Raw genomic sequence first — 22,351 nt, 5'->3', positions numbered from 1 at the left:
GGAAAACCGCCTTGTTTTCCCTGTTCAGGGGCGGAAAGGCTCCGCGTGGTCTTGCTCCGGCGGTGTTACCGCAAGGGTGCCGAGACCATGGGGATCGGCCGTCATGGGCCAGATCGCGCGCGATGCCCGACGGTAGGCCGTCTCGGCCGGCTTGTTCGGATACGGCGAACCGGCGGCGCAATAGACGATCTCGGACGCGATCTTCGAAAAGGCGGCATAGAAGTGGTTGGTGGATTTTATCACCAGCAGATGCTTCGACGTCGGGTCGATGCCGAGCGCGGTGAAGAGCGACGGATCGTAGCTCTGGACGCGGACCGAACTCAAGATGATGTCGATGCCGTCGAGGTGGATATGCGCGGCGTCGCCAAAAGGCGCGACGCTCTCGCCGAAGCGCATTTCGGCATTGCGAACGACGCGCCTGACCGTCACCCGTCCGTCGATGGGGTTGCCGGTGCCGGGCGCGGATTTCGCGCCGAAACGGAGCGGGATTTCTGCCCCTTCGCCGGCCGCCATGCAGATCTGCACGGCGATCGGATCCCAGATCATGCCCACCGCCACGTTTTCCATGCCGCGGGCAAGGAGCGCCGCGAGGACGACCGTCGCATCGCCCGCCGTGCCCCCGCCGGGATTGTCCCACATGTCAGCGATGACAACGGGCCCGTGCGGGTTTGACAGCGCCCGCTCGATGGCCTCGGCCTCGTCCACCTGCGGCATCATAAAGGTTCCGCGCTTGGAGAAGAGCTCCAGACCCAGCGCGCGCGCTAGCCGCTCGCCCTTGTCCGGCTGAGCGTCCGTGACCACGATCGTCTTCGTGCCCATCTCCGGCACGTCGCCCGCCATGAAGCCGTGAATGACGGACAAAGACAGGATCTCGTGATCCTCGGCTTCCATGCGCATCAATCGATCGACGAAGGATCGCATGGGATCGCGCGAGGTCGGAAAGACGTCGATCATGCGGCAATCGAACACGGACATGACCGGCCTCACCCGACCTTCCAGCGTATCCACCGCGATCCGCCACAGATCCTCGGCGCGATCGACGAAGTCGGTATGGGGGAATTCCTTGAACGCGACGAAGAAATCGACGGCTGCGACGCGTTTGGCGGTGAGGTGGCTGTGCGGATCGATTTCGGCGCAGACCAGGATATCGGGCCCGACGATCGCGCGGATGGCTGCCAGGAGGTCTCCCTCGGGATCGAGATAGCCATCCGCAACCATGGCGCCGTGAAGACCGAGGACGACGCCGTCCACCGGCAGGGCCGCCGTCAACTGGTCGAGGATTTCGTCGCGCAGGCTCTCATAGGCCTGACGGTTGATCAGGCCCGCCGGATCCGCCCAGGCGGCCGTACCTTCGATCAGCGTCCAGCCTTTTCGCGCGCAGACTTTTCGCCCCACGGTTAGGGGGGCGGTGCAGAGCGTCGGCGTGGCGGGATGCTGCCCCGGTGCCGCGTAAAGGGATTCCTCGAAGGCCCGCCGGTCAATGCAGATCGGTGCGAACGTGTTGGTTTCCGTGGCAAGGGCGGCGGTAAAGAGGCGCACAGATTCAGCCTTCCGCAAATTGGCAGGGCAGGGTGCCGGACACGCGCCGGCCGGAAACGTTGCCGCTCACCGGACGGGGTTCGGCAGGTAGCCGATGAAGCCGCAGATCTTCCAGCGGCCTTCATGCAGGCGGCAGGTGTAGAGCGTTTGCCACTGCATCACGTCGAGGTTTCCATCGGTTTTGCGGATGCCGCCCTGAAACTTCTTGCGCGCGAGCGCCGTGTCGCCCTTCACGTCGATCTCCTCGAGCGTCGTCGTCGTGAAGATCGCCTTGCGCGGATCTTCGCCATAGGTCTGGCCCTGAAAGTCGCGAGCCTGCTTCAGCCATTCGTCGCGGTAGGCGTCCAGCGAGGGAAAGGCGAGGCTCCAGTCGTCCGGGTCCGGCTTGTGGTTGCCGCTGACGGCGAGAAAGCCTTCTTCCACGAAGTCGCCCGAGACCATCGACCAGTCCGCGGCCAGAAAGGCGTCGATGTCGCGCGGAACCAGCATCTCCCAGATGGCATGACGGGCCGTATCGCTTGCCGGAAACGGATTGGCATGGGGATCGCGCATGAGACGCCCTTTGGTCTAAATTATTTTCATGAAGCTTCGAAAACTCTGGTCAAGTTCGGTTTTCTATGGTCCATTGTCAACAATCGACGAAAATAATTTGCAAGAGGGCCGTGATGACCATCAAGCGATATGGTGCCGAGAAAGCCGGTGCCGGTGGCCAGAGGCTGCCTTTCGCCCGCGCCGTGGAGGCTGCCGGCTGGCTGCATGTGTCCGGCCAGGTGGCGATGGAAGACGGCGAAATCATTCCGGGCGGCATCGTCGAGCAGACGCACAAGACCATCGCCAATCTTCTGGCCATCCTCGACGAGGCCGGCTACGGCGTCGAGCATGTCGTTCGTTGCGGCGTCTGGCTGGACGATCCGCGCGACTTCTGGACCTTCAACAAGATCTACCAGACGTATTTCGGCGAACATCCGCCGGCGCGCGCCTGCGTCCAGGCCTCCATGATGGTGGATTGCAAGGTCGAGATCGACTGCGTCGCCTACAAGGCGCCGGCGTAAGGGCTTGCGGCTGAGGCCGGGCAGAAACGCTTCGGGGAGGCGGGATGGATATCTTCACGACGCTCCAGGAGGGCCGGGCACAGTTTTCTCCGTCCGAGCAGCGAATCGCGGATATTCTGCTCGGCGACTTCGAGTTCGCGGTCAACGCCTCCATCATCGAGCTTGCCGAGCGGGCCGAGGTTTCCCCGCCCACGGTCACCCGCTTCTGCCGCAATGTCGGCTGCCAGAGCTTCTCCGACTTCAAGGTGAAGCTCGCCAAGACGGCCTTCGTCGGCGTGCGCTACCTCAACCCGGAGGCCAAGAGCACCGAGCCGGCAGATGTGGCGGAAGATGTTATCACCAAGGCGCAGAATGCGCTCTTCATGATGCATCGGGCGCTCGATCCGGTGGTTCTCGATAAGGTCGCAGACCGTCTCTCGCGTGCCGAAATGGTCTACACGTTCGGCTCGGGCGGCAATTCCTCGATGATCGCGACGGAGATGCAGAACCGGCTGTTTCGTCTCGGCTCCCGCGTCACGGCCAGCAACGATCACAACATGCAGCTGATGCTGACGGCCGCTGCCCGCACCAATGACGTGATCGTCGGCTCGTCCTTTTCGGGACGCAACCAGGATCTCGCCCGCTGCTTCGGACTGGCCCGCGAAAGCGGCATCACTACCATCGCGCTGACACAGACCGACAGTCCGGTGGCGCAGGCGGCCGAGCTCGTCATCGGCATCGATCTGCCGGAGGGGGCCAACATCTTCCGCCCGACGTCCACCCGCTTCGCGTTCCTGGCGGTGGTGGACGTGATCGCAAGCCTCGTCGCCTACCGCAATCGCAAGCTCTCCACCGTGACGCTGCGCCATATCAAGCAACAACTGGTCGAACACCGCGACGGCGACGACCGCCAGATTCTGGGAGACTGATCATGCCTCGTACGCTTGTGTCATGGAGCCCAGCATGCCGATGACCCGCTCGGTTGCCGTCGTAACGGGAGCAGCCGGCGATATCGGCCGCGCAATTGCCGCCCGGCTGTCCGCGAGCCATGACGTGGTCGCGTTGGTTGACATCGATGCGGCGGCGCTGGAGACCGCTGCGCAGGATCTGGGCGACGCTTCCCGTTTCGCGACGATCGTGTGCGACGTCACCGACGAGACGAGCATCCGTTCGATGGCAGAGGCGACGGCCGGTCTCGGGCAGGTGCAAACGCTGGTCAACAACGCCGGTGCCGCCCGGGCAGTGAGCCTGCACGAAACGGACGGCGCCATCTGGCGGGCCGATGCGGCGCTCAATCTGGAAGCGCCCTTCCTGGTGTTTCGCGCGCTGGAGGCCGCCCTGAAGGCATCCGAGGGCTCGGTCGTCAACATTGCCTCCGTCAATGGCCTCGCGGTCTTCGGCCATCCGGCCTACAGCGCCGCGAAGGCCGGGCTGATCCATCTCACGCAATCGATCGCGGTCGAATACGGCAAGTTCGGCATCCGCGCCAACGCGGTTGCGCCGGGCACGGTGCGCACCCAGGCCTGGGAGGCCCGCGCAAGCGCCAATCCGCAGGTGTTCGAGGACGTCAAACGCTGGTACGCGCTGCGCCGCATCGCAACGGCCGACGATGTCGCCAATGCGGTCTTCTTCCTGGCAAGCGAGCAGGCGCGCGCCATCACCGGCGTCTGCCTTGCGGTCGATTGCGGTCTGACGGCGGGCCAAGCCGAGCTGGCGCGGACATTTTCACAATCCGAACATTACTGACATCGCGATCGTCCAGAAGGGGTAACCACCATGGCAAAGGCACAGGATTTCCGGCTTGAGAACAGCTGGCACCCGATTGCGGGAGAGGCATGCGGCGGCTTCGTCTTTACGCTGTTCAACCTGTCGGATGCGCCGATCTCGGGCTTCAGGCTTGCCTATACTTCGCTGACGCGCGTGATGGACGACCCGGCCTGCGACAACGCCACCTTTCTCCTGCGCAACGCGAATTTTCACCAGTTCGCCCCGCCGGAAGGGTTCGTGTTGGCGCCGGGCGGCAGCTGGCGCTTCACCGTGTCCGGTCTGTGGCGCCCGGCCAAGCATCGGACGGATGGCGCAAAATCCGCTTATGTGACACTGGCCGACGGCAGCCATGTGCCGGTCGACGTGGACGATCTCCTTCTCGGCGGACGCCCGGCCGAGCCGGCTCCGGACCTGATGCCGGAGGGCCGGGTAACGGAACCCTTTTACCTTCTTCCCTGGCCGAAGGCCGCCAGCCTGACGCCCGGAGAGACGGTGCCGGTGGCTCTCTATCCGGCCGAGGGAACCGGCGTCGCAGACCTGAAAGCGGTCAGCACCGTCGTCGCCCTCTACCGTCGGCTCTTCAGCGTCGGACATGTGCCTTTGTCGCTCGCACCGGTGCATGAGGGCAAGGCACTCGTCTTTCGACAGGCAGACGATCTCGGCTCCGAAGCCTTTCGACTGGACATCGGCGATCGCGTGACGCTGGCTTATGGCGGCGCGGCCGGGCGGCAATACGGGCTGACCGCACTTGCGCAGATGCTGCACGGCGCACGGACCGAAAAAGCCCTGCTCCGGTTTCCTGCAACCGGCGAGATCGCCGACGCGCCGCGCTATGTCTGGCGCGGCTGCCATCTCGACGTCTCGCGGCAGTTTTACCCGGTTGCCGACATTACCCGGCTGATCGACATCCTCGCTTGGTACCGCATGAACGTGTTCCACTGGCATCTCTCCGATGACGAGGCCTGGCGGTTGGAGATCAAGGCCTATCCGACGCTGACGACACTCGGCGTCGTGCGCGGACCCGACGCGCCGATGTTGCCCCAGCTCGGCAACGGCGCCGAGCCGGTGGGCGGCTTCTATACGCAGGACGACGTCAGGGCGATCGTCGCGCATGCGCTGGCCTTGCATGTCGAGGTCGTGCCGGAGATCGATATCCCCGGCCACAGCACGGCGACCCTCGTTGCCCTGCCGGACCTTGCCGACGGGCAGGAAGCGCCCGACAGCTACCGCTCCGTCCAGGGCTTTCCCAACAATGCGCTGAATCCCGCCGTCGAGGAGACCTATGTGTTTCTCGGCAAGGTCTTCGACGAGATGGTCACGCTTTTCCCGTCGAAACTTCTGCATATCGGCGGGGACGAGGTCGCGTCCAACACCTGGATGGCGTCGCCGCTCGCCCGCAAGCTGATGGCGGACGAGGGCATCGATGGAACGTTCGGGCTGCAGAGCTACTTCATGAAGCGCATCCAACAGATGCTGTCGGAGCGCGGGCGCAGGCTTGCGGGCTGGGACGAGGTTTCCCACGGCGGCGGCGTCGATCCCGAGGGGACACTGCTGATGGCGTGGCAGAAGCCGGAGGTCGGTGTCGAGCTCGCAACGCAGGGCTATGATGTCGTGATGACGCCCGGACAGGCCTATTATCTCGACATGGTGCAGGACGAGGCCTTCCAGGAGCCGGGCGCGAGCTGGGCCGGTACCGTGCCGCCGCAGCATACCTACACCTATGAGGCGGTCGGCGACTTTCCCGAAGCGCTGCAGGCACGCATGCGCGGCGTCCAGGCGTGCATCTGGTCGGAGCATTTTCTCAACCGCGATTACTTCAACCATCTTGTCTTTCCCCGGCTTGCCGCAATCGCCGAGGCGGCCTGGACACCGCGCGCGCGCAAAGACTGGCAGCGTTTCGCCGCCCTGGCGCCCTTGAGCCCGAAGCTCTAGGGCCAAGGGGCGCCGTCTGCCGTCTTTCCGCAAGCGTCTTCCTCTTCGTCTTCCGAACCTCCAAAGGCCCGACATCATGACCTTCCGCATCGCCGTCGGCGGCATCCACACCGAATGCAGCACCTCGTCCCCGGTCCTGATGAAACCGGAGGACTTCCGCGTGCTTCGCGGCGGCGAGCTGCTGTCGGCCGACTATTTCTCGTTCCTGGGAAATGCCGACATCAGGCCGCTGCTCCATGCGCGCGCCGTGCCCGGCGGACCGCTCGCGCGGGAGACCTATGAAGGGTTCAAGGCGGAGTTTCTCGCGCTTCTGGAAGCGGCGTTGCCGATCGACGGCCTTTACCTCGCCATGCACGGCGCCATGAACGTCGAGGGCATGGACGATGCGGAGGGCGACTGGATCTCGGCGGCGCGCGCCGTGGTGGGGCCGGATATCCTCGTTGCCGCAAGTTACGATCTGCATGGCAACGTGACGCAGCGCATCATCGACCAGCTCGATATCTTCGCGGCCTACCGCACAGCCCCGCATATCGACGTGCGGGAAACCATGGTCCGGGCCTGGTCCATGCTGGGCAAGGCGCTGCAGACGGGGACCAGACCCGGGGTCGCCTGGGCGCCGGTGCCGGTGCTGCTGCCGGGCGAGCGGACCTCCACCGAGGACGAGCCCGCAAAGAGCCTCTACGATGCCCTTTCCCGCCACGACGCGGCGCCCGGGATCTGGGACGCCAATCTCATGGTCGGCTATGTCTGGGCCGACGAGCCGCGCGGAACGGCCTGCGCCGTCGTGACCGGAACGGACAAGGCGGCGGCCGAGGCTGCCGCAGCGGAGATCGCGATGTCCTACTGGAACGCCCGCGAGGCTTTCCGCTTCGGTCCCGTCACCGGGCCGCTGGCCGACATGCTGGAGATCGCCGAACAGGCGACGACGCGGCCGGTCGTTCTGGCGGATTCCGGGGACAACCCGACGGGCGGCGGCGTCGGCGACCGCGCCGATGTGCTGAACGCGCTGGTCGAACGTGATGTCCAGGGGGCCGTCATCGGTGGCATCACCGACCGGCCGGCCGTGGAGGCCTGCTTTGCCGCCGGCGAGGGGGCGACCCTGTCGCTGACGATCGGCGGAGCGCTCGACCCCGCCAGTCCGTCGGCCACGGTTTCTGCCACCGTTGTCCGGCTCGACGACCCCGCGGGTCCGGAGGAACGGCAGGCGGTCGTTGCCGTCAGCGGCATCACGGTCATCCTTGCGGCGCGCCGGCGGCCCTACCACCGGATCGCGGATTTCACGCGTCACGGCATCGATCCGAAGGACGTCCGTCTGCTCGTCGTCAAGTCCGGCTATCTTTCCCCCGAACTTGCGCCGATCGCACGGCCGAACCTCATGGCGCTGACCGACGGCGTCATCAACCAGGATATCGAGCGCCTGCCCAATATGCGGCGCCAGCGTCCGTCCTTTCCCTTCGTTCGGGATTTCGACTTCGTCGCGGCGCCGCGATCGTCGGCGCGCTGGGCCTGATCGTCGGCGTGCGAGCCGTCTTTCAGGGGAACGGACCGTCGCTCTTGAACGTTGCGCTCGGCCTGTGCCCGCACTCGACACGCTGCACTCTCACACCCTGGCGATCTGCCGTCTCTCAAGCTGGGCTGTTCTGCGCCCTGGTGTTTCCATGAGCCTCTCGATCGCGACCGCCCTGCGGGACCCGTCACTCCGCGTCAGCGCGCTGGCCATCTTCTTCTTCGGGTTTTCCGGCGCGGCGACACAGCCGTATCAGTCGATCATCGGCATTCGCGAGCTCGGGCTGACCGATAGCGGCTATGCCAGCCTGATGTTTGCCGCGGCCGCCGTCAGCGTCACGGCGAGCGTGCTGATGGGCATCTTCGCCGATCGGCTCGGCGATTACCGGACGTCCATTCTCTATGTCGCACTGTTCGGCATCACCGGTTTCGGGCTCGTCTATCTCTCGGCGACGATCACCGCCTTCGTCATTGCCAAGCTCGTCCTCCTGCCTGTTTTCGGAGCGTTGAACTCGCTGATCTTCGCCAATGTGCGGGCGGCCTCCGGCGGGCTCGCACAGTCGCAGCTGGTCGCGGTGAACGCGACGATGCGCGCCACGATCTCGCTCTCCTGGGTGCTGGTGCCCGGCCTCGTCGGCATTGCGCTGGCCGGATCGACGTCGATGCTGCCGGCCTATCTGATCGCGGCGCTGGCTGCGGGCGTCTGCTTCATCCTCGCCGCCTTCTATCTTCCACGGCCGCGTCCGCTTGAAAACCGGGACGATGCCGCGCGCTACCGGATTCTTGCCTCGCTCGGCGAGGTCGCAACGCCGCGCGTCGCGCTCCGGCTTCTTGCGATCGCGCTCATCTGCTCCATGCTGTTCGTCAACGATGCGGTCCGCTCGCTGATCATCACCGGCAAGGCCGGAGGCACGGTGCGCGACATCGGCATCGTCGTCGGCGTGGTCGCGCTGCTCGAAATCGTCTTCATCCTGTTCTGGAGCGCGGCCGAACGGCGGATCACGTCGCTGCGCTCGCTGGTCATCGGCGCCACGCTCTATGCCGTCTATCTGGGGCTGCAGGGCATGGCGACGCAGACATGGCACATCTATGCCCAGACGCTGATCAGCGGCATGGCGGCCGCGGCCATCATCAGCCTGCCCATCACCTACCTTCAGGATCTGATCGCCGACCGTCCCGGTCTCGGCAGCTCGCTGATCGCGGTGAACATGTTCCTGAGCGCCGGCATCAGTGCCGTCGTGTTTGCCGTCGGCACGCGGATCGGGGATTACGGCTTCACGTCAATCCTCGGCGGCTTCATCGGCCTTCTGGGCGTCATCCTGCTGGTCGTGCTGGACGGGCGCAAAAGGCGGGCAGGGACCGTTCCGGGAGCCTGAGGCATCCACAACGAAAAACACCGGAGCGCGCCGCGCCCCGGTGTTGTCTGGTCAACGTGTAACGGCTGGTTCAGGACGCCTTGGCGCCGGCCAGCACTTCCTCGCACCAGCTCGGGCCGCCGGGCTGGCGGCGGTCGCCGACGAGGCGCACCGAGCGGATGACATAATCGGAGGACACGGTGAGCTGCACCGAGCAGCTGAGATATTCGGTGCGGGCCGCGGATGTCTGCTTGCCGCGCGAGCCGTCTGCCTTCTTGGCATAGGTCGCGGGAACCTTGCGGTTGCGGTAGCCGCCCTTCCACGAATAGATCGTGTTGCCGCCGCTCTGCACATCGGCGGTGGGCGGGCCGAACTGGGCGAAAAACACGCCGGCCGGCTGTCCGGCCCAGCGGGCCTCGACCGCATTCTGCTGCTGTGGCGCGATGGTGGTGCATCCGGCAAGCGCCAGCGCGAGGCCGGCAGCGGCGAAAACCCGCAAGGTCATGTATCGTCCCCTTCGAAAGATCCTGAAACAGGACGAGCCGGCGCCTTCCGCCAGCCCATTCCGGCACCGAGGCGCACCGCCCGTTCGTCCACGCCTCTAGCGCCAATCGCGTCGAATGAACATCGGTTGCAACCGGTCGATACGCAATAATTTCCGAGCGTTGCCGAAAATCTCTATTGCCGCCACTGGAAACCGGCCGCCGCCATCATCCTGTCAAAAACTCTGTCGAACCGTCGATTTGCCGCTTGTGGAATGAAAGCCCCTGTTCTATAGAAGCGCCGCTGGTCACGGAGTGTAGCGCAGTCTGGTAGCGCACCACGTTCGGGACGTGGGGGTCGCAAGTTCGAATCTTGCCACTCCGACCAGCTCGAAAGCCCGCGAAAGCGGGCTTTTTCGTTTCGATTGCCTTCCAGACGTGATGGCTTGCGGAATGCCCTTCTCCAGGGGGGCTGGAACGAGAACCCGGCGACAGCGGGTGCGGGGGTCGGTGTCAGCGGGCACGACGAGCGGCTGCGTTCTTCGCATCTACCTTTCCATCCTGCATCACAGCGTCTCGCAGTATGACGGTTGCGATCCCTCACACGCGCTTCATGACCATTTCACCATCGGGCACGCCTCCGCCTGCCGGAAAACGGTGCGCGCAACGCGCTTTACGTTCGTGTTTTGATGCATGTCGTTTCCCGAAGCCGCTGCACACGTTCGGGCGACAGGCATGAGCCGATCTTGCGGTCGCGGATGGCGTTAACGCGGCGTTAACAACCTGCCCCCAGATATGGAACGCTTAATTAATAGTTTTCTACTAACGTAAGCGCGTGCTGTTTAAAAGACGCGACGATGCATTCAGGGAACACACTCACACGATCGGCCCGGATCCCGCGAGCGCGCCGAACGCCGGCGTTCCGGCCGGCCCGTTGCGACGATGTGCGTGGCGGTTGCGATGCGCGCGGGGGTCCGCAGAGCCGTCGCCGTGATGTCGGCCGGGGGCTGCCTTTCCCTGTTCTTGTCCGCGTCCTTGTCCGTCCTCGTCCATCCGGCGGGCCTTGCGCCGCGGGCCGTCTTCCCACGCCGGCACGTCGTTCGTCTCCTATCGCCAAAGTTTCAGCAGATATGTGGTATTCCCCATGAAGAACCTTACGATTTCCCGCCTCACCCTTGCATTCGGAACCGTTGTCTCGATCGGCATGCTCGCTGCCCTTGGCCTCCAGAACATGGCCTTGCAAAAGCTCAAGATTGGAGGCCCCGTCTATGCCGAGATCGAGGCCCACAAGGATCTCGTTGCCGACGTGCTGCCGCCGCCGCTCTACGTCGTGGAGGCCTACGGGCTGGCGAGCGAGGCCTTCATTCACACGGACGTACGGCAGAGAGATCTCGACAAGATCAAGGTCCTGAAGAACGCCTTCGACGAGCGCCGCGCCTATTGGGACCGCTCGGGCATTTCCGATGAGCTGAAACGACTGGTGAGGACGGATCTGGAGACCGCCGACGCCTTCTGGAGCGTCGTGCTGGGGCCGTATACCGAGGCAGCGGCAGCAGGCGATACCGACCGGATGCGCGCCGTCCTCGACGATCTCGAGGAACGCTTTCATATCCACCGCGAGGCGGTCGACCGCCTGACCGAGGCCGCGAACCAATCGATGACGAACATCGAGAGTTTTGCGGACAGGCAGGACTCCGTCTACAGCATCAGCGCCCTGACGGGCGGTGCGGCCTCTCTCTCGCTGTTTCTTGCCGGTCTCTGGGTCATTCGACGCTGCGCCGTCACGCCTCTCTCGGCCTTTGCGACCTATATGGGCAGGCTGGCCGAGGGCGACTATTCCAAGGACGTTCCCTACAAGGCGCGGCAGGACGAGATCGGCGGCATGGCGCGCGCGGTCGAGGTGTTCCGGCGGGCGGCGCTCGACCGCATCCGCATGCGGGAGGAGATGGAGACCGCACGGCGCGCTTCCGAGGAGGAGCGCGCGAACCGCGCACTTTTCCAGGCGGAGCAGGCCGCAAACCTCGAGGTCGTCGTGAACACGCTCGGAGCGGGTCTCGGAAGACTTGCGGAGTGCAATATCCGGATGACCATCGATCAACCCTTCTCTCCCGAATTCGAAGCGCTCCGGCATGACTTTAACAATTCGATCGCGACATTCCAGGCGACGCTCGAGCAGGTGCTCGACAAAACCGGACACATCAGCGCGAATTCCGAGGCGATGCGGGAGGCGGCGGACAATCTCTCCAAGCGGACCGAGCAGCAGGCCGCCGCGCTCGAAGAGACGGCGGCAGCCCTCGAGCAGGTCACGTCGACGGTCCGGGCATCGACCGAGCGGACGGCCGAAACGCGTGACCTCGTTCGCGACGCCCGCGCCTGCACGTCGGGCTCGACAGCCGTTGTCGGCGAAGCCATCAAGGCGATGTCGCGGATCGAAACCTCGTCGGATGCGATCGGGCGGATCATCGAGGTGATCGACCAGATCGCCTTCCAGACGAACCTGCTGGCCCTGAATGCCGGCGTCGAGGCCGCCCGGGCGGGAGAATCCGGACGAGGCTTTGCCGTCGTGGCCCAGGAGGTGCGGGAACTGGCACAGCGCTCCGCCACCGCCGCCAAGGAGATAACGGCCCTCGTCCAGATGTCGCGCGGCGACGTGGCGAACGGCGTCAAGCTGGTCGGAGACACGGTGAGCGCCTTGTCGAAGATCGACAGCTACGTCAGCGAGATCAATACCAAGGTCGAGGCAATCACGATGGCGGCGCAGGAACAGTCCGTGGGCCTCGGGGAAATCAGCTCGGCCGTCAATTCGATCGACCAGATGACGCAGCAGAATGCGTCCATGGTCGAGGAGACCACGGCGATCAGCCATGCGCTCGCCTCGGACTCCGGCGAGCTTACGGGGCTTGTCGGGCGCTTCCAGCTGAACCGGCGAAAGGCAATCCGCGAGCCTGGAACGCCGGCGGCCCTGTTCGCAAGGCCGGATTTCAGGAAAGCCTCGTAAGCGCGCCTGTCGGGACGCCGCGGAGACACCGCCGCGCATTTCCTGCGGGCAGGCGGGTGGCGTCCGCCCTTTGCCGTCCGAGCGCCAAGCAGCGCTCATCCGGCCAAAACAGGACGCTGGAAGGTTGATCTCGATCAACGCCGGTTTCCCCGGGAACGGTAGAGATCATCATGCCGCCAGCCGCCGTTGTGAAGGGTCCGACCGCGTGAGAGATGAAGAGATTGCTCCGATGTCGCAGATCCCGGCCCCATGCCGTGCCTGCGACGCCCGCCTCCATGGCATCTGCGGCGCGCTCGACGCCACCCAGCAGACCGTCCTTGCACGGTCGTCGACGCGGCGCAGCTTGTCGCCGGGCAGCGCACTCATCAACGAGGCTCAGCCTGTTGATCGCTATGCCGTCATTCTGTCGGGTGCGGTAAAGCTCACAAAAAGTCTCAGCGATGGTCGCGAACAGATCGTCGGACTGCAGTTCTCACCCGACTTTCTCGGCAGGCCCTTCCAGGAGGAGAGCATCGTCACCGCCCAGACGGCAACAGCCGTCGTCCTCTGCTCGTTTCCGCGCAAAACCTTCGAGAGCCTGATCATGCAGTCGCTGCTGCTGGAGAACCGGCTTCTTCGGCAGACCTTGAGCGAACTCGATGCTTCGAGAAGCTGGATGCTGACGCTCGGGCGCAAGACGGCGCAGGAAAAGGTGGCGAGCTATCTTCTCCTGATTGCCGAGCGATGCTGCGTCGACGGCGTTCAAGGTTCCGAGCCGCTGAGCTTCGACCTGCCGATGTCCCGCCTCGAAATCGCGGACTATCTCGGGCTGACGATCGAAACGGTGAGCCGGCAGCTGTCGAAGCTGCGTGCGGAGGGGATCATCGCCCTCCGTCAGAGCCGTCATCTGCAGTTGATCGACCCGGTCCGCCTGAAGGTCAGGTCAGGGACCTGACGGTCCTGTCGGCGATCACGGCGGCCACATGCTCGACCTCGAACGCCACATGGCGTCGCAGACCCTCGAAAAAGCCGCGGAGCATGAAGCCGAAGGTTTCGGGGTCGCGGAGACGGCCGGCATGTCCAAGCTCGAAGAGCATGGCGGTAATGTCGTCTGCGAAGAAGGCATCCGCGACATGTTCGGTGCGAAGACGGTCGGTCGAAAGGGAGGCGCGGTCGTATGACGCGATCTGATCGTAGAGCGGAAAGAGCACGCTCTCTTCATAGGCGTGCGCATGCCTCAGGCCCGGAAGCAGGCGTTCCGCGAGCGATAGACAGGCGAGTTCGTCGACATTGGCCGGCAACCTGTCGGCGATGTCCTCGAGTTCGGCGCAAAGTGCCATCTTGCCAGCATGGATCAGGCGCACGGCCTGCATGACAGGGCGCTCCTGAAGGTTGAGGTGCGAAAGGCACTCTGCCGGCGCCGATGAGATTCGTGCGCCGATCGCGTTCTTCACCGCTGCCATGGTCCGCTCTCCGTTGTTGCGCCCCCAGACTAGCGATGCGGAACACGAGATCTTTGACATAGATCAAGGCCGCTGCGCGCGGGATGCGGGAAGGGTGTTGCGACAACAGAGCCGGGGACCGCTTCATGAGGTATGCAACATCCATCGTCAGCTTGGGAATAGCCTGCTTTCTTGCGGTTCTCGCTGCCGCTTTCGCGCACGACGCGGCCTTCGCAAAGCACATGTGGGTGCTGGCGATCGTTCTCGTCGTCGGCGTCATCGCGCTTTTGCGCCAGGTCGACTTCCAGCCTGCGCCCGCGGTCGATCCATCCGCCTATATGGATGGTCCGATCCGCTACGGGCTGATCGCAACGGTGTTCTGGGCCGTCGTCGGCTTGCTGGTCGGGGTGGTCATCGCCCTGCAGCTCGCCTATCCGCTCCTCAACATCGAGCCGTGGTTCAATTTCGGCCGGCTCCGCCCCCTGCACACGTCGGGCGTCATTTTCGCGTTCTGCGGAAACGCCCTCATCTGCACGTCGTTCTATGTCGTCCAGCGAACATCGCGCGCCCGTCTCTTCGGCGGCGATCTCGCCTGGTTCGTCTTCTGGGGCTACCAGCTCTTCATCGTCATGGCCGCGACCGGCTATCTCCTCGGCATCACCGAAAGCCGCGAATATGCCGAACCCGAGTGGTATGTCGATATCTGGCTGACGGTCGTCTGGGTCGCGTATCTCGTCGTCTTCCTGGGAACGGTGATCAAGCGGCGTGAGCCCCACATTTACGTGGCGAACTGGTTCTATCTCGCCTTCATCGTGACGATCGCAATGCTGCACATCGTCAACAATCTCAGCATGCCGGTGTCTTTCCTCGGCTCGAAGAGCTACTCCGCCTTCTCCGGCGTCCAGGATGCCCTGACGGAATGGTGGTACGGCCACAACGCGGTCGGCTTCTTCCTGACCGCCGGCTTTCTCGGCATGCTCTATTATTTCGTGCCGAAGCAGGCGAACCGCCCGGTCTATTCCTACCGGCTCTCCATCATCCATTTCTGGGCGCTGATCTTCCTCTACATCTGGGCAGGCCCGCATCACCTGCATTTCACGGCCCTGCCGGATTGGGCGCAGACGCTCGGAATGGTGTTCTCCGTCATGCTCTGGATGCCCTCATGGGGCGGCATGATCAACGGCCTGATGACCCTGTCGGGGGCCTGGGACAAGCTGCGCACGGACCCGATCATCCGCATGATGGTCGCCGCCATCGCCTTCTACGGCATGTCGACCTTCGAAGGCCCGATGATGGCGGTGAAGACGGTCAACTCGCTGTCGCACTATACGGACTGGACGATCGGCCATGTGCACTCCGGCGCGCTCGGCTGGAACGGCCTCATGGCCTTCAGCGCGGTCTACTACATGACGCCGAAGCTCTGGAACCGCCCGGCGCTCTACTCGATGCGCATGGTGAGCTGGCACTTCTGGCTCGCGACGCTCGGCATCGTCGTCTACGCCGCGGTCATGTGGGTCTCGGGCATCCAGCAGGGCCTCATGTGGCGCGAGCACGATGAACAGGGCTTCCTGGTCTATTCCTTCGTCGAAAGCGTGGCCGCCCTTCATCCCTACTATCTGATCCGCGCCTTGGGTGGGCTGCTCTATCTTTCGGGAGCGCTCGTCATGGCCTGGAACATCACGATGACAATCCTTGGGCATCAGCGCGACGAAGCTCCGATCGGCGGCCTGCTCCCTTCGCTTCAGCCCGCCGAGTAGGAACCCGCCATGGCTCTGATGGACAAACACGCGATTATCGAGCGCAACGCGACGCTCCTGCTGATCGGCTCGCTCCTCGTCGTCACGATCGGCGGCATCGTGGAAATCGCACCGCTCTTCTACCTCGAGAACACGATCGAAAAGGTCGAGGGCATGCGGCCCTACACGCCTCTGGAGCTTGCCGGCCGGAACATCTACGTGCGCGAAGGCTGCTATGTCTGCCATAGCCAGATGATCCGGCCCTTCCGGGACGAGGTCGAGCGCTACGGGCATTACAGCCTCGCGGCGGAGTCGATGTACGATCATCCGTTTCAATGGGGATCCAAGCGGACGGGCCCCGATCTCGCCCGCGTCGGCGATCGCTACTCCAATGCCTGGCATGTCCAGCACCTGGAAGATCCGCGGTCGGTGGTGCCGGAATCGATCATGCCGAGCTACGCCTTCCTGAAGACGACGCCGCTCACGGACGGCGACCTGTCGGCGCACCTCACCGCCAATGCCGATGTCGGCGTGCCCTACACGGCCGACATGATCGAAAACGCGACGGCAGACGCAAGGACGCAGGCGAGCGCCGACGCGGATACGACCGCGCTGGAGGCCCGCTACCCGAAGACCAAGACCGGCGACTTCGACGGCGACCCCCAGGCCGTGACCGAGATGGATGCGCTCGTCGCCTATCTCCAGATGCTCGGCACGCTGGTCGACTACAAGACCTACGACGAAACCGGCGGCGATCGCTAGGAGAGGCAGACGATGGACTATCATTTCATGCGCACGTTTGCAGACAGCTGGGGGCTTCTGGCCATGCTGGCCTTCTTCGTTCTGGCCTCTGCCTTCGCCTTCCGCCCGGGAAGCAAGATCTTGTCCGAAAACGCCGCCCGCATCCCGCTGAAGGACGATTGAGATGACCGAGAAACACATCGACGACGTGTCGGGCGTTCGCACGACGGGGCATGAATGGGATGGTATCCGCGAGCTGGACAATCCCATGCCGCGCTGGTGGGTCTGGACCTTCTACGCCACGATCATCTGGTCGCTGGGCTATGTCATCGCCTTTCCGGCATGGCCGCTCCTGAAAACCTCCACCCAGGGCGTGCTCGGCTATTCGAGCCGCGCCGAGGTCGACCGGGATCTGCAGGCAGCCAGCGCGGAGATGGACGTCTACCAGACCGCGATCCGCGAGAGGACGATGGACGACATCCTTGCGGACGAAGCGCTCCGGCCCATCGCCATTGCCGCTGGCGCCGCGGCGTTCAAGATGAACTGCGTCCAGTGTCACGGCTCCGGCGCCGAAGGATCGAAAGGCTTTCCCAACCTCAACGACGACGACTGGATGTGGGGCGGAAACCCCGACCAGATCCGCCAGACGATCGCGCACGGGATCCGCTTCACCAAGGACGGCGAGACGCGGGACAGTCTCATGCCTCCCTTTGCCGACGTTCTCGAGCCGGCCCAGATCGCTCAGGTCAGCGCCTTCGTCGCCAGCCTGTCGGGCCCCGTCCGGGATCCGTCTCTCATCGCTGCGGGCAAGACGGTCTTTGCCGAGAACTGCGCCGCCTGCCACGGCGACAACGCCAAGGGTAACAGGGAGATGGGCGCTCCGAACCTGACGGACGCCATCTGGCTCTACGGGTCGGGCGAGGCGTCGATCGCCGCGCAGGTACGCGCGCCCCGCGCGGGTGTCATGCCGGCGTGGAACGACCGCCTGGGAGAGACGACGGTCAAGGAACTGGCCACGTTCGTCCATGAGCTCGGCGGTGGCGAAAAGTAGGTCGGCTTGATCTGGATCAACAGGCGCAGCGGGGTTGTGCGGCATAAGCATTCCGACGAACGCCTGGCCGGACCGACCGGCTCGATGTCGCCAGAAGAGAGGCAGCCACGCTCATGCAGACCGACGACGCGCCGAAGGCTCAGATCCTCACCCGTCCGACGCCTGCCAAAGGCCCGGCCCTTTATGCGCGCCGCCGGAAGATCTTCCCGAAGCGCGCCACGGGCACGTTCCGGCAGTTCAAGTGGATCGTGATGGCGATCACCCTCGGCATCTACTACGTGGTGCCCTGGATACGGTGGGATCGCGGGCCCTATGCGCCCGACCAGGCGGTCCTGATCGATCTGGCGACCCGCCGCTTCTATTTCTTCTCCATCGAGATCTGGCCGCAGGAGTTCATCTATGTCGCGGGTCTGCTTGTCATGGCCGGCATCGGCCTGTTCCTCGTCACGTCGACCATCGGGCGCGCCTGGTGCGGCTATGCCTGTCCCCAGACGGTCTGGGTGGACCTGTTTCTGGTCATCGAGCGCTTTTTCGAAGGAGACCGGAACGCCCGCATGAAGCTCGACGCGGGGCCGTGGACCTTGCGCAAGCTGCGGATCCGGACCCTCAAGCATGCCAGCTGGCTCCTGGTGTCGGTCCTGACCGGCGGCGCGTGGATCTTCTACTTCGCGGACGCGCCGACCTTGGTGCCCGACCTCCTCAGCGGCAACGCCATCTCGACGGCCTACATCACCGTCGCCATTCTCACGGCAACGACCTACACGTTCGGCGGCCTCATGCGGGAACAGGTCTGCACCTACATGTGCCCCTGGCCCCGGATCCAGGCGGCGATGCTGGACGAAACCTCGCTCACCGTCACCTATAACGACTGGCGCGGCGAGCCGCGCTCGCGTCACACGAAGAAGGCGGCAGCGGCAGGCGAGAGCACCGGGGATTGCGTGGATTGCAATGCCTGCGTGGCCGTTTGTCCCATGGGCATCGACATCCGCAACGGGCAGCAACTCGAATGCATCACCTGTGCCCTCTGCATCGACGCCTGCGACGACATCATGGGCAGGCTCGGACGGGAGCGCGGCCTCATCGGGTACTCGACGCTGAACGACTACGACAGCAACATGGCGCTCGCGACCCGCTCGGGAACGGCCCTGATCACGCCGGAGCTGGTGCGCACGCCCGAGGGCGGCTTCAACGCAGCGGTTTCGCACTTCCACTGGCGGAAGATCCTCCGGCCTCGGACCTTCCTCTACTTCACGGCCTGGAGCGCGGTCGGCCTGTCCATGGCGCTCGCCGTGGCAACGCGGGATCGACTCGAACTGAACGTGCTTCACGACCGGAACCCGCAATTCGTGCGACTGTCCGATGGCGCGGTGCGCAACGGCTACACGGTCAAGATCCTCAACATGATCCCGCAGCCGCGCACCGTGACCCTGCAACTCGATCCGGGCTTCGACGGGGCGACGATGACGATCGCCGGGGCGGCTCTCGAAAACGTCAAAACGGCGGAGATCGCGCTGGAGCCGGATCGGCTGAAGACGCTGAAGGTCTTCGTCCGCGCTGAGCCGGGCCATGTGGCTTCCGGCCCGCAACCCTTCCTCCTGAAAGTCAGCGATCCCGCCTCGGGCGAAACCGCAGGCTACATGGCGACATTCAACGCTCCGGAGACCGCACGATGAACACGCCTTCCCGAAATGCCGGCTTTACGGGCCGGCACATGCTGGCCGTCATGGTCGCATTCTTCGGCATCATCATCGCCGTCAACATCACCATGGCCCGGCTGGCGGGCTCGTCCTTCGGGGGGCTCGTCGTGGAAAACAGCTATGTCGCCAGCCAGGAGTTCAACAACCGTCTGAAGCGGAGCCACGACCAGCTCGATCTCGGCTGGAAGCCGGCGCTGGAGATCCAGGGCGGCACCATCCGGTTTCACCTGACCGACCGGAGCGGAAAACCGGTGGCGGTCTCGTCGGTCGTCGCCGAGTTCCGTCATCCCTCCTACCAGGCCAAGGACTGGGCGGTTCGTCTTCAGCCGACCGCGGATGGCGGCTTCGAGGCGCGGGGGGCGGCCCGGGACGGCGTCTGGACGGTGCAGCTGGACAGCGATGTCGGCCGCCAGACGCCGTATCGCGTGATCCGCCGCATGACGATCACGATGGGAACAGGCCAATGAGCTGCTGCGCTGCCTTTGCGATGCATACGGAACTGGCAAAGCCGACCGGCCTGTCGTCGGACGAGCTTCGGGTCGCGTCGAGCGCGCTGGGGGAGGGACTGTACCAGTCCGAGATCGCCGTCCCCCTTATGCATTGCGCCGCCTGCATGCAGGTCATCGAGCAGGGGCTTCTCACCCTTCCCGGCGTCGTGTCGGCAAGGGCGAACCTGTCAACGAGGCGCGTGACCGTCCGGTGGGCGGAACCGGACGTTCCGCCTCTTGTCGCCTTTATCGAGTCGCTCGGCTACGCGGCGCACATGACGGAGGAGCCCGCGTCCGCCAGGAACAAGACATTGTCGGACCTGCTGCTCGCCGTCGGCGTCGCCGGCTTTGCCACCGGCAACATCATGCTCCTGTCCGTGTCCATCTGGTCCGGCGCGGAGGGTGCGACGCGCGACCTGTTCCACTGGGTGTCGGCGCTGGTGGCGATCCCCGTCATCGCCTATTCCGGCCGGATCTTCTTCCGCTCGGCCTGGAACGCGCTCCGGCACGGGCGCATGAACATGGATGTGCCGATTGTCATCGGCGTGTCCCTGGCCTATGCGACCAGCCTCTACGAGACGATCACCCATGGCGAGCACGCCTATTTCGACGCCTCGGTTTCGCTGCTCTTCTTCCTGTTGATCGGGCGCACGCTGGATCATGTCATGCGGGACAGGGCCAGGGCGGCGGTGAGCGGGCTGGTGCGTCTGTCGCCGCGCGGCGCTGTCCGCCTGCGCGCCGATGGCGGCCGCGACTATATCGCTCTATCGCAGATCGAACCCGGCATGGACCTCGTCGTTCGGCCGGGCGACCGGATCCCGGTCAATGCGACGGTCGTCGAAGGGATCTCCGAGCTCGACTGTTCCCTTGCGACCGGCGAGAGCGCCCCGCGCAGTATCAGGGCAGGCTCGCAGCTCCTCGCCGGCACGCACAATCTGTCGGGCGCCCTCGTCATCCGCGCGACCGCCGCCGCGAAGGACTCGTTTCTGGCCGAAATGGTCGGACTGATGGAGGCAGCCGAGCAGGGCCGGGGCATCTACAGGCGGCTGGCCGACCGGGCGTCGGCCCTTTATTCGCCGGTCGTGCACCTCACGGCGCTTCTGACCTTCATCGGCTGGATGGCCGCGACGGGGGACTGGCATCACGCCATCACCGTGGCGACGGCCGTTCTCATCATCACCTGTCCCTGCGCGCTCGGACTGGCCGTGCCTATCGTCCAGGTCATGGCGGCCCGCAGACTTTTCGAAAGAGGGATCATGATGAAGGACGGGGGTGCGCTGGAGCGTCTGGCGGAGATCCACCATGTTGTCTTCGACAAGACGGGCACCCTGACGATGGGCATCCCTGAACTCGAATCGTCCGCCTTCGCCGACCCGCAGGCCGCCGAGATCGCCGTGGCGCTCGCGCGGGCCTCGAGCCATCCCTATTCGAAGGCGATTGTGGCCGGCATGCCTTTGGCGTCCGCAGGCCCGCGGCTCGAAAGCCTGAGCGAGCAGCCGGGCTTCGGGGTCGAGGCCGTCGTGAACGGTGCGCTCTGGAGGTTGGGCAAAGCGTCCTGGGTATCACCGGAGGGGCACTCCGAGGCTTCGGGAACCGTGCTCGGCCGGGACGGGGTCGTTGCCGCGCGGTTTGCTTTCTCCGACAAGCTGAGAAGCGGGGCGTCGCGCGCGGTTCAGGGTCTGCGGGAGCAGGGCGTCACCCCGGAAATCCTGTCCGGCGACACGTCCGCGTCCGTCGGAATGGTCGCTTCGTCCCTGCGGATCGAAAGGGCGGCGTCCGATCTCTTGCCTGCAGAGAAGGTCCGCCGGCTGCAGCAGCTCGCGGGTTCCGGCACCAAGACGCTGATGGTCGGTGACGGCATCAACGACGCGCCGGCCATGATGGCCGCCCATGTGTCCATGGCGCCGGCCACGGCCGCCGACATCGGCCGGAACGCTGCCGATTTCGTCTTCCTGCACGAAAGCCTCGATGCGGTGCCACATGCGCTCGATGTCGCGGGACAGGCCGAGCGGCTCGTGAAGCAGAATTTCGCACTGGCGGTCGGCTACAACGTGCTCGCGGTGCCGCTCGCCATCATGGGGCATGTCACACCGTTGCTCGCCGCTCTCGCCATGTCGGGCTCCTCCATCCTGGTCATCGCCAATGCCATGCGGCTCGGCGTCGGCAGGATCGGGCCCCGGTGGTCGCGCCGTTCGGTCGGCACGCCGGTTCTGCAAACGAGCGAGGCACGCGGCTGATGGCGACGCTTCTCTATCTGGTGCCGATCGCGCTGCTTCTCGGTGGATTGGGACTGACGGCCTTCGTCTGGGCGCTCAAATCCGGCCAATATGAAGACATGGACGGCGCTGCAGAGCGCGTGCTCCTCGACGACTGAGCCATCCTGCGCCTGTCCACCGCGGCCCGCGGATCCTCGTCCGGCAAGAGCCCCGCTGCCATGCCGCGCAGGACCTCGCGCTCTCGAAGGGCGTCGGTGCGCTTGACCCGATCGATTGATCTGGATCAACGGGCGCTGTCTGCGATCCTGTTATCTTACCAACGAGACAACAGGATTCAGGTGCGCCCATGAACTTCGAGCACTTCTTCAGATCGGAACTGGACGGTCTTCAC

General features: G+C 64.8%; 20 protein-coding genes and 1 tRNA gene. 17 read left to right on the top strand and 4 right to left on the bottom strand.

What is annotated here, in order from left to right; translation table 11 throughout:
• Window positions 1–24: 24 nt before the first annotated feature.
• The gene (locus tag ASG03_RS19325) at window positions 25–1,539 is read right to left on the bottom strand and encodes a M81 family metallopeptidase (protein ID WP_062695173.1); all 1,515 of its coding nucleotides are present in this window, start codon (window positions 1,537–1,539) and stop codon (window positions 25–27) included.
• A gap of 66 nt (window positions 1,540–1,605) precedes the next feature.
• Window positions 1,606–2,091, bottom strand: a complete 486-nt coding sequence (locus ASG03_RS19320) for a hypothetical protein (RefSeq protein WP_062695171.1) — start codon at window positions 2,089–2,091, stop codon at window positions 1,606–1,608.
• Between the two features lie 113 nt (window positions 2,092–2,204).
• Here ASG03_RS19320 and ASG03_RS19315 point away from each other — a divergent pair, with 113 nt between their 5' ends.
• The 6 genes from ASG03_RS19315 (at window position 2,205) to ASG03_RS19290 (ending at window position 9,151) form a co-directional block, all read left to right on the top strand.
• On the top strand, window positions 2,205–2,591 hold the full coding sequence (locus ASG03_RS19315) for a RidA family protein (RefSeq protein WP_062479542.1): 387 nt from the start codon (window positions 2,205–2,207) through the stop codon (window positions 2,589–2,591).
• A gap of 44 nt (window positions 2,592–2,635) precedes the next feature.
• Complete coding sequence (locus tag ASG03_RS19310) at window positions 2,636–3,499, top strand: MurR/RpiR family transcriptional regulator (RefSeq protein WP_062479539.1); 864 nt, start codon at window positions 2,636–2,638, stop codon at window positions 3,497–3,499.
• Window positions 3,500–3,539: 40 nt separating this feature from the next.
• Window positions 3,540–4,316, top strand: coding sequence for an SDR family oxidoreductase (locus ASG03_RS19305; protein WP_062695358.1), 777 nt, complete (start codon window positions 3,540–3,542; stop codon window positions 4,314–4,316).
• 30 nt (window positions 4,317–4,346) lie between these two features.
• A complete protein-coding gene (locus ASG03_RS19300; RefSeq protein WP_062695169.1) occupies window positions 4,347–6,269 on the top strand; it encodes a beta-N-acetylhexosaminidase in 1,923 nt (640 codons plus the stop codon).
• A gap of 76 nt (window positions 6,270–6,345) precedes the next feature.
• Window positions 6,346–7,779 carry a M81 family metallopeptidase gene (locus ASG03_RS19295; RefSeq protein ID WP_062695167.1) on the top strand — a complete coding sequence of 478 codons (1,434 nt, stop codon included), beginning with the start codon at window positions 6,346–6,348 and terminating at the stop codon, window positions 7,777–7,779.
• A gap of 148 nt (window positions 7,780–7,927) precedes the next feature.
• Window positions 7,928–9,151 (top strand): MFS transporter, encoded by a 1,224-nt coding sequence (locus ASG03_RS19290; protein WP_062479531.1) that lies wholly within the window; start codon window positions 7,928–7,930, stop codon window positions 9,149–9,151.
• Between the two features lie 70 nt (window positions 9,152–9,221).
• On the opposite strand, the gene ASG03_RS19285 is transcribed toward ASG03_RS19290, so the two are convergent.
• Window positions 9,222–9,635, bottom strand: a complete 414-nt coding sequence (locus tag ASG03_RS19285; protein ID WP_062695165.1) for a hypothetical protein — start codon at window positions 9,633–9,635, stop codon at window positions 9,222–9,224.
• Between the two features lie 288 nt (window positions 9,636–9,923).
• On the opposite strand from ASG03_RS19285, the gene ASG03_RS19280 reads away from it, so the two are divergent.
• From ASG03_RS19280 to ASG03_RS19260, 3 genes are all read left to right on the top strand, one after another.
• Window positions 9,924–10,000 (top strand) — tRNA-Pro (locus tag ASG03_RS19280).
• A 756-nt stretch (window positions 10,001–10,756) separates the two neighbouring features.
• Window positions 10,757–12,610, top strand: coding sequence for a methyl-accepting chemotaxis protein (locus tag ASG03_RS19265; protein WP_062695163.1), 1,854 nt, complete (start codon window positions 10,757–10,759; stop codon window positions 12,608–12,610).
• 229 nt (window positions 12,611–12,839) lie between these two features.
• On the top strand, window positions 12,840–13,544 hold the full coding sequence (locus ASG03_RS19260) for a Crp/Fnr family transcriptional regulator (protein ID WP_062695161.1): 705 nt from the start codon (window positions 12,840–12,842) through the stop codon (window positions 13,542–13,544).
• On the opposite strand, the gene ASG03_RS19255 is transcribed toward ASG03_RS19260, so the two are convergent.
• Window positions 13,528–14,052 carry a hemerythrin domain-containing protein gene (locus tag ASG03_RS19255; RefSeq protein ID WP_244475310.1) on the bottom strand — a complete coding sequence of 175 codons (525 nt, stop codon included), beginning with the start codon at window positions 14,050–14,052 and terminating at the stop codon, window positions 13,528–13,530. The genes ASG03_RS19260 and ASG03_RS19255 overlap by 17 nt on opposite strands.
• A gap of 125 nt (window positions 14,053–14,177) precedes the next feature.
• Between ASG03_RS19255 and ccoN the strand changes: the two genes are divergently transcribed.
• The 8 genes from ccoN (at window position 14,178) to ccoS (ending at window position 22,118) form a co-directional block, all read left to right on the top strand.
• Window positions 14,178–15,788, top strand: coding sequence for a cytochrome-c oxidase, cbb3-type subunit I (gene ccoN, locus ASG03_RS19250; RefSeq protein WP_062476956.1), 1,611 nt, complete (start codon window positions 14,178–14,180; stop codon window positions 15,786–15,788).
• Window positions 15,789–15,797: 9 nt separating this feature from the next.
• On the top strand, window positions 15,798–16,529 hold the full coding sequence (gene ccoO / locus ASG03_RS19245; protein WP_062476953.1) for a cytochrome-c oxidase, cbb3-type subunit II: 732 nt from the start codon (window positions 15,798–15,800) through the stop codon (window positions 16,527–16,529).
• A 12-nt stretch (window positions 16,530–16,541) separates the two neighbouring features.
• Complete coding sequence (locus ASG03_RS19240) at window positions 16,542–16,691, top strand: cbb3-type cytochrome c oxidase subunit 3 (protein ID WP_062476949.1); 150 nt, start codon at window positions 16,542–16,544, stop codon at window positions 16,689–16,691.
• 1 nt (window position 16,692) lies between these two features.
• Window positions 16,693–17,559, top strand: a complete 867-nt coding sequence (gene ccoP, locus ASG03_RS19235) for a cytochrome-c oxidase, cbb3-type subunit III (protein WP_062476945.1) — start codon at window positions 16,693–16,695, stop codon at window positions 17,557–17,559.
• A gap of 113 nt (window positions 17,560–17,672) precedes the next feature.
• Window positions 17,673–19,232 carry a cytochrome c oxidase accessory protein CcoG gene (ccoG, locus tag ASG03_RS19230; RefSeq protein WP_082475852.1) on the top strand — a complete coding sequence of 520 codons (1,560 nt, stop codon included), beginning with the start codon at window positions 17,673–17,675 and terminating at the stop codon, window positions 19,230–19,232.
• Window positions 19,229–19,723: a FixH family protein gene (locus tag ASG03_RS19225; protein WP_062695159.1), complete on the top strand. Its 495-nt coding sequence runs from the start codon at window positions 19,229–19,231 to the stop codon at window positions 19,721–19,723. Before ccoG ends, ASG03_RS19225 begins: the two co-directional genes overlap by 4 nt.
• On the top strand, window positions 19,720–21,981 hold the full coding sequence (locus ASG03_RS19220) for a cation-translocating P-type ATPase (protein WP_062695157.1): 2,262 nt from the start codon (window positions 19,720–19,722) through the stop codon (window positions 21,979–21,981). The genes ASG03_RS19225 and ASG03_RS19220 overlap by 4 nt, the downstream gene beginning before the upstream one ends.
• Window positions 21,981–22,118 (top strand): cbb3-type cytochrome oxidase assembly protein CcoS, encoded by a 138-nt coding sequence (ccoS, locus tag ASG03_RS19215; RefSeq protein ID WP_062476936.1) that lies wholly within the window; start codon window positions 21,981–21,983, stop codon window positions 22,116–22,118. Before ASG03_RS19220 ends, ccoS begins: the two co-directional genes overlap by 1 nt.
• The last annotated feature ends 233 nt before the right edge of the window (window positions 22,119–22,351 follow it).

Origin of the sequence: Rhizobium sp. Leaf341, assembly GCF_001424325.1 — a bacterium.
GTDB lineage: Bacteria > Pseudomonadota > Alphaproteobacteria > Rhizobiales > Rhizobiaceae > Ferranicluibacter.
The sequence above is the reverse complement of the archived record's forward strand: the minus strand, read 5'-3'. Positions and strand labels throughout refer to the sequence as shown.

Coding starts and splice junctions, on each gene's coding strand:
- ASG03_RS19305 (WP_062695358.1), top strand. CDS start 3,540: ATGACCCGCTCGGTTGCCGTCGTAACGGGAGCAGCCGGCGATATCGGC.
- ASG03_RS19285 (WP_062695165.1), bottom strand. CDS start 9,635: ATGACCTTGCGGGTTTTCGCCGCTGCCGGCCTCGCGCTGGCGCTTGCC.
- ASG03_RS19320 (WP_062695171.1), bottom strand. CDS start 2,091: ATGCGCGATCCCCATGCCAATCCGTTTCCGGCAAGCGATACGGCCCGT.
- ccoN (WP_062476956.1), top strand. CDS start 14,178: ATGAGGTATGCAACATCCATCGTCAGCTTGGGAATAGCCTGCTTTCTT.
- ASG03_RS19260 (WP_062695161.1), top strand. CDS start 12,840: ATGTCGCAGATCCCGGCCCCATGCCGTGCCTGCGACGCCCGCCTCCAT.
- ccoO (WP_062476953.1), top strand. CDS start 15,798: ATGGCTCTGATGGACAAACACGCGATTATCGAGCGCAACGCGACGCTC.
- ccoG (WP_082475852.1), top strand. CDS start 17,673: ATGCAGACCGACGACGCGCCGAAGGCTCAGATCCTCACCCGTCCGACG.
- ASG03_RS19315 (WP_062479542.1), top strand. CDS start 2,205: ATGACCATCAAGCGATATGGTGCCGAGAAAGCCGGTGCCGGTGGCCAG.
- ASG03_RS19310 (WP_062479539.1), top strand. CDS start 2,636: ATGGATATCTTCACGACGCTCCAGGAGGGCCGGGCACAGTTTTCTCCG.
- ASG03_RS19290 (WP_062479531.1), top strand. CDS start 7,928: ATGAGCCTCTCGATCGCGACCGCCCTGCGGGACCCGTCACTCCGCGTC.
- ASG03_RS19240 (WP_062476949.1), top strand. CDS start 16,542: ATGGACTATCATTTCATGCGCACGTTTGCAGACAGCTGGGGGCTTCTG.
- ASG03_RS19295 (WP_062695167.1), top strand. CDS start 6,346: ATGACCTTCCGCATCGCCGTCGGCGGCATCCACACCGAATGCAGCACC.
- ccoP (WP_062476945.1), top strand. CDS start 16,693: ATGACCGAGAAACACATCGACGACGTGTCGGGCGTTCGCACGACGGGG.
- ASG03_RS19220 (WP_062695157.1), top strand. CDS start 19,720: ATGAGCTGCTGCGCTGCCTTTGCGATGCATACGGAACTGGCAAAGCCG.
- ASG03_RS19265 (WP_062695163.1), top strand. CDS start 10,757: ATGAAGAACCTTACGATTTCCCGCCTCACCCTTGCATTCGGAACCGTT.
- ccoS (WP_062476936.1), top strand. CDS start 21,981: ATGGCGACGCTTCTCTATCTGGTGCCGATCGCGCTGCTTCTCGGTGGA.
- ASG03_RS19225 (WP_062695159.1), top strand. CDS start 19,229: ATGAACACGCCTTCCCGAAATGCCGGCTTTACGGGCCGGCACATGCTG.
- ASG03_RS19300 (WP_062695169.1), top strand. CDS start 4,347: ATGGCAAAGGCACAGGATTTCCGGCTTGAGAACAGCTGGCACCCGATT.
- ASG03_RS19255 (WP_244475310.1), bottom strand. CDS start 14,052: ATGGCAGCGGTGAAGAACGCGATCGGCGCACGAATCTCATCGGCGCCG.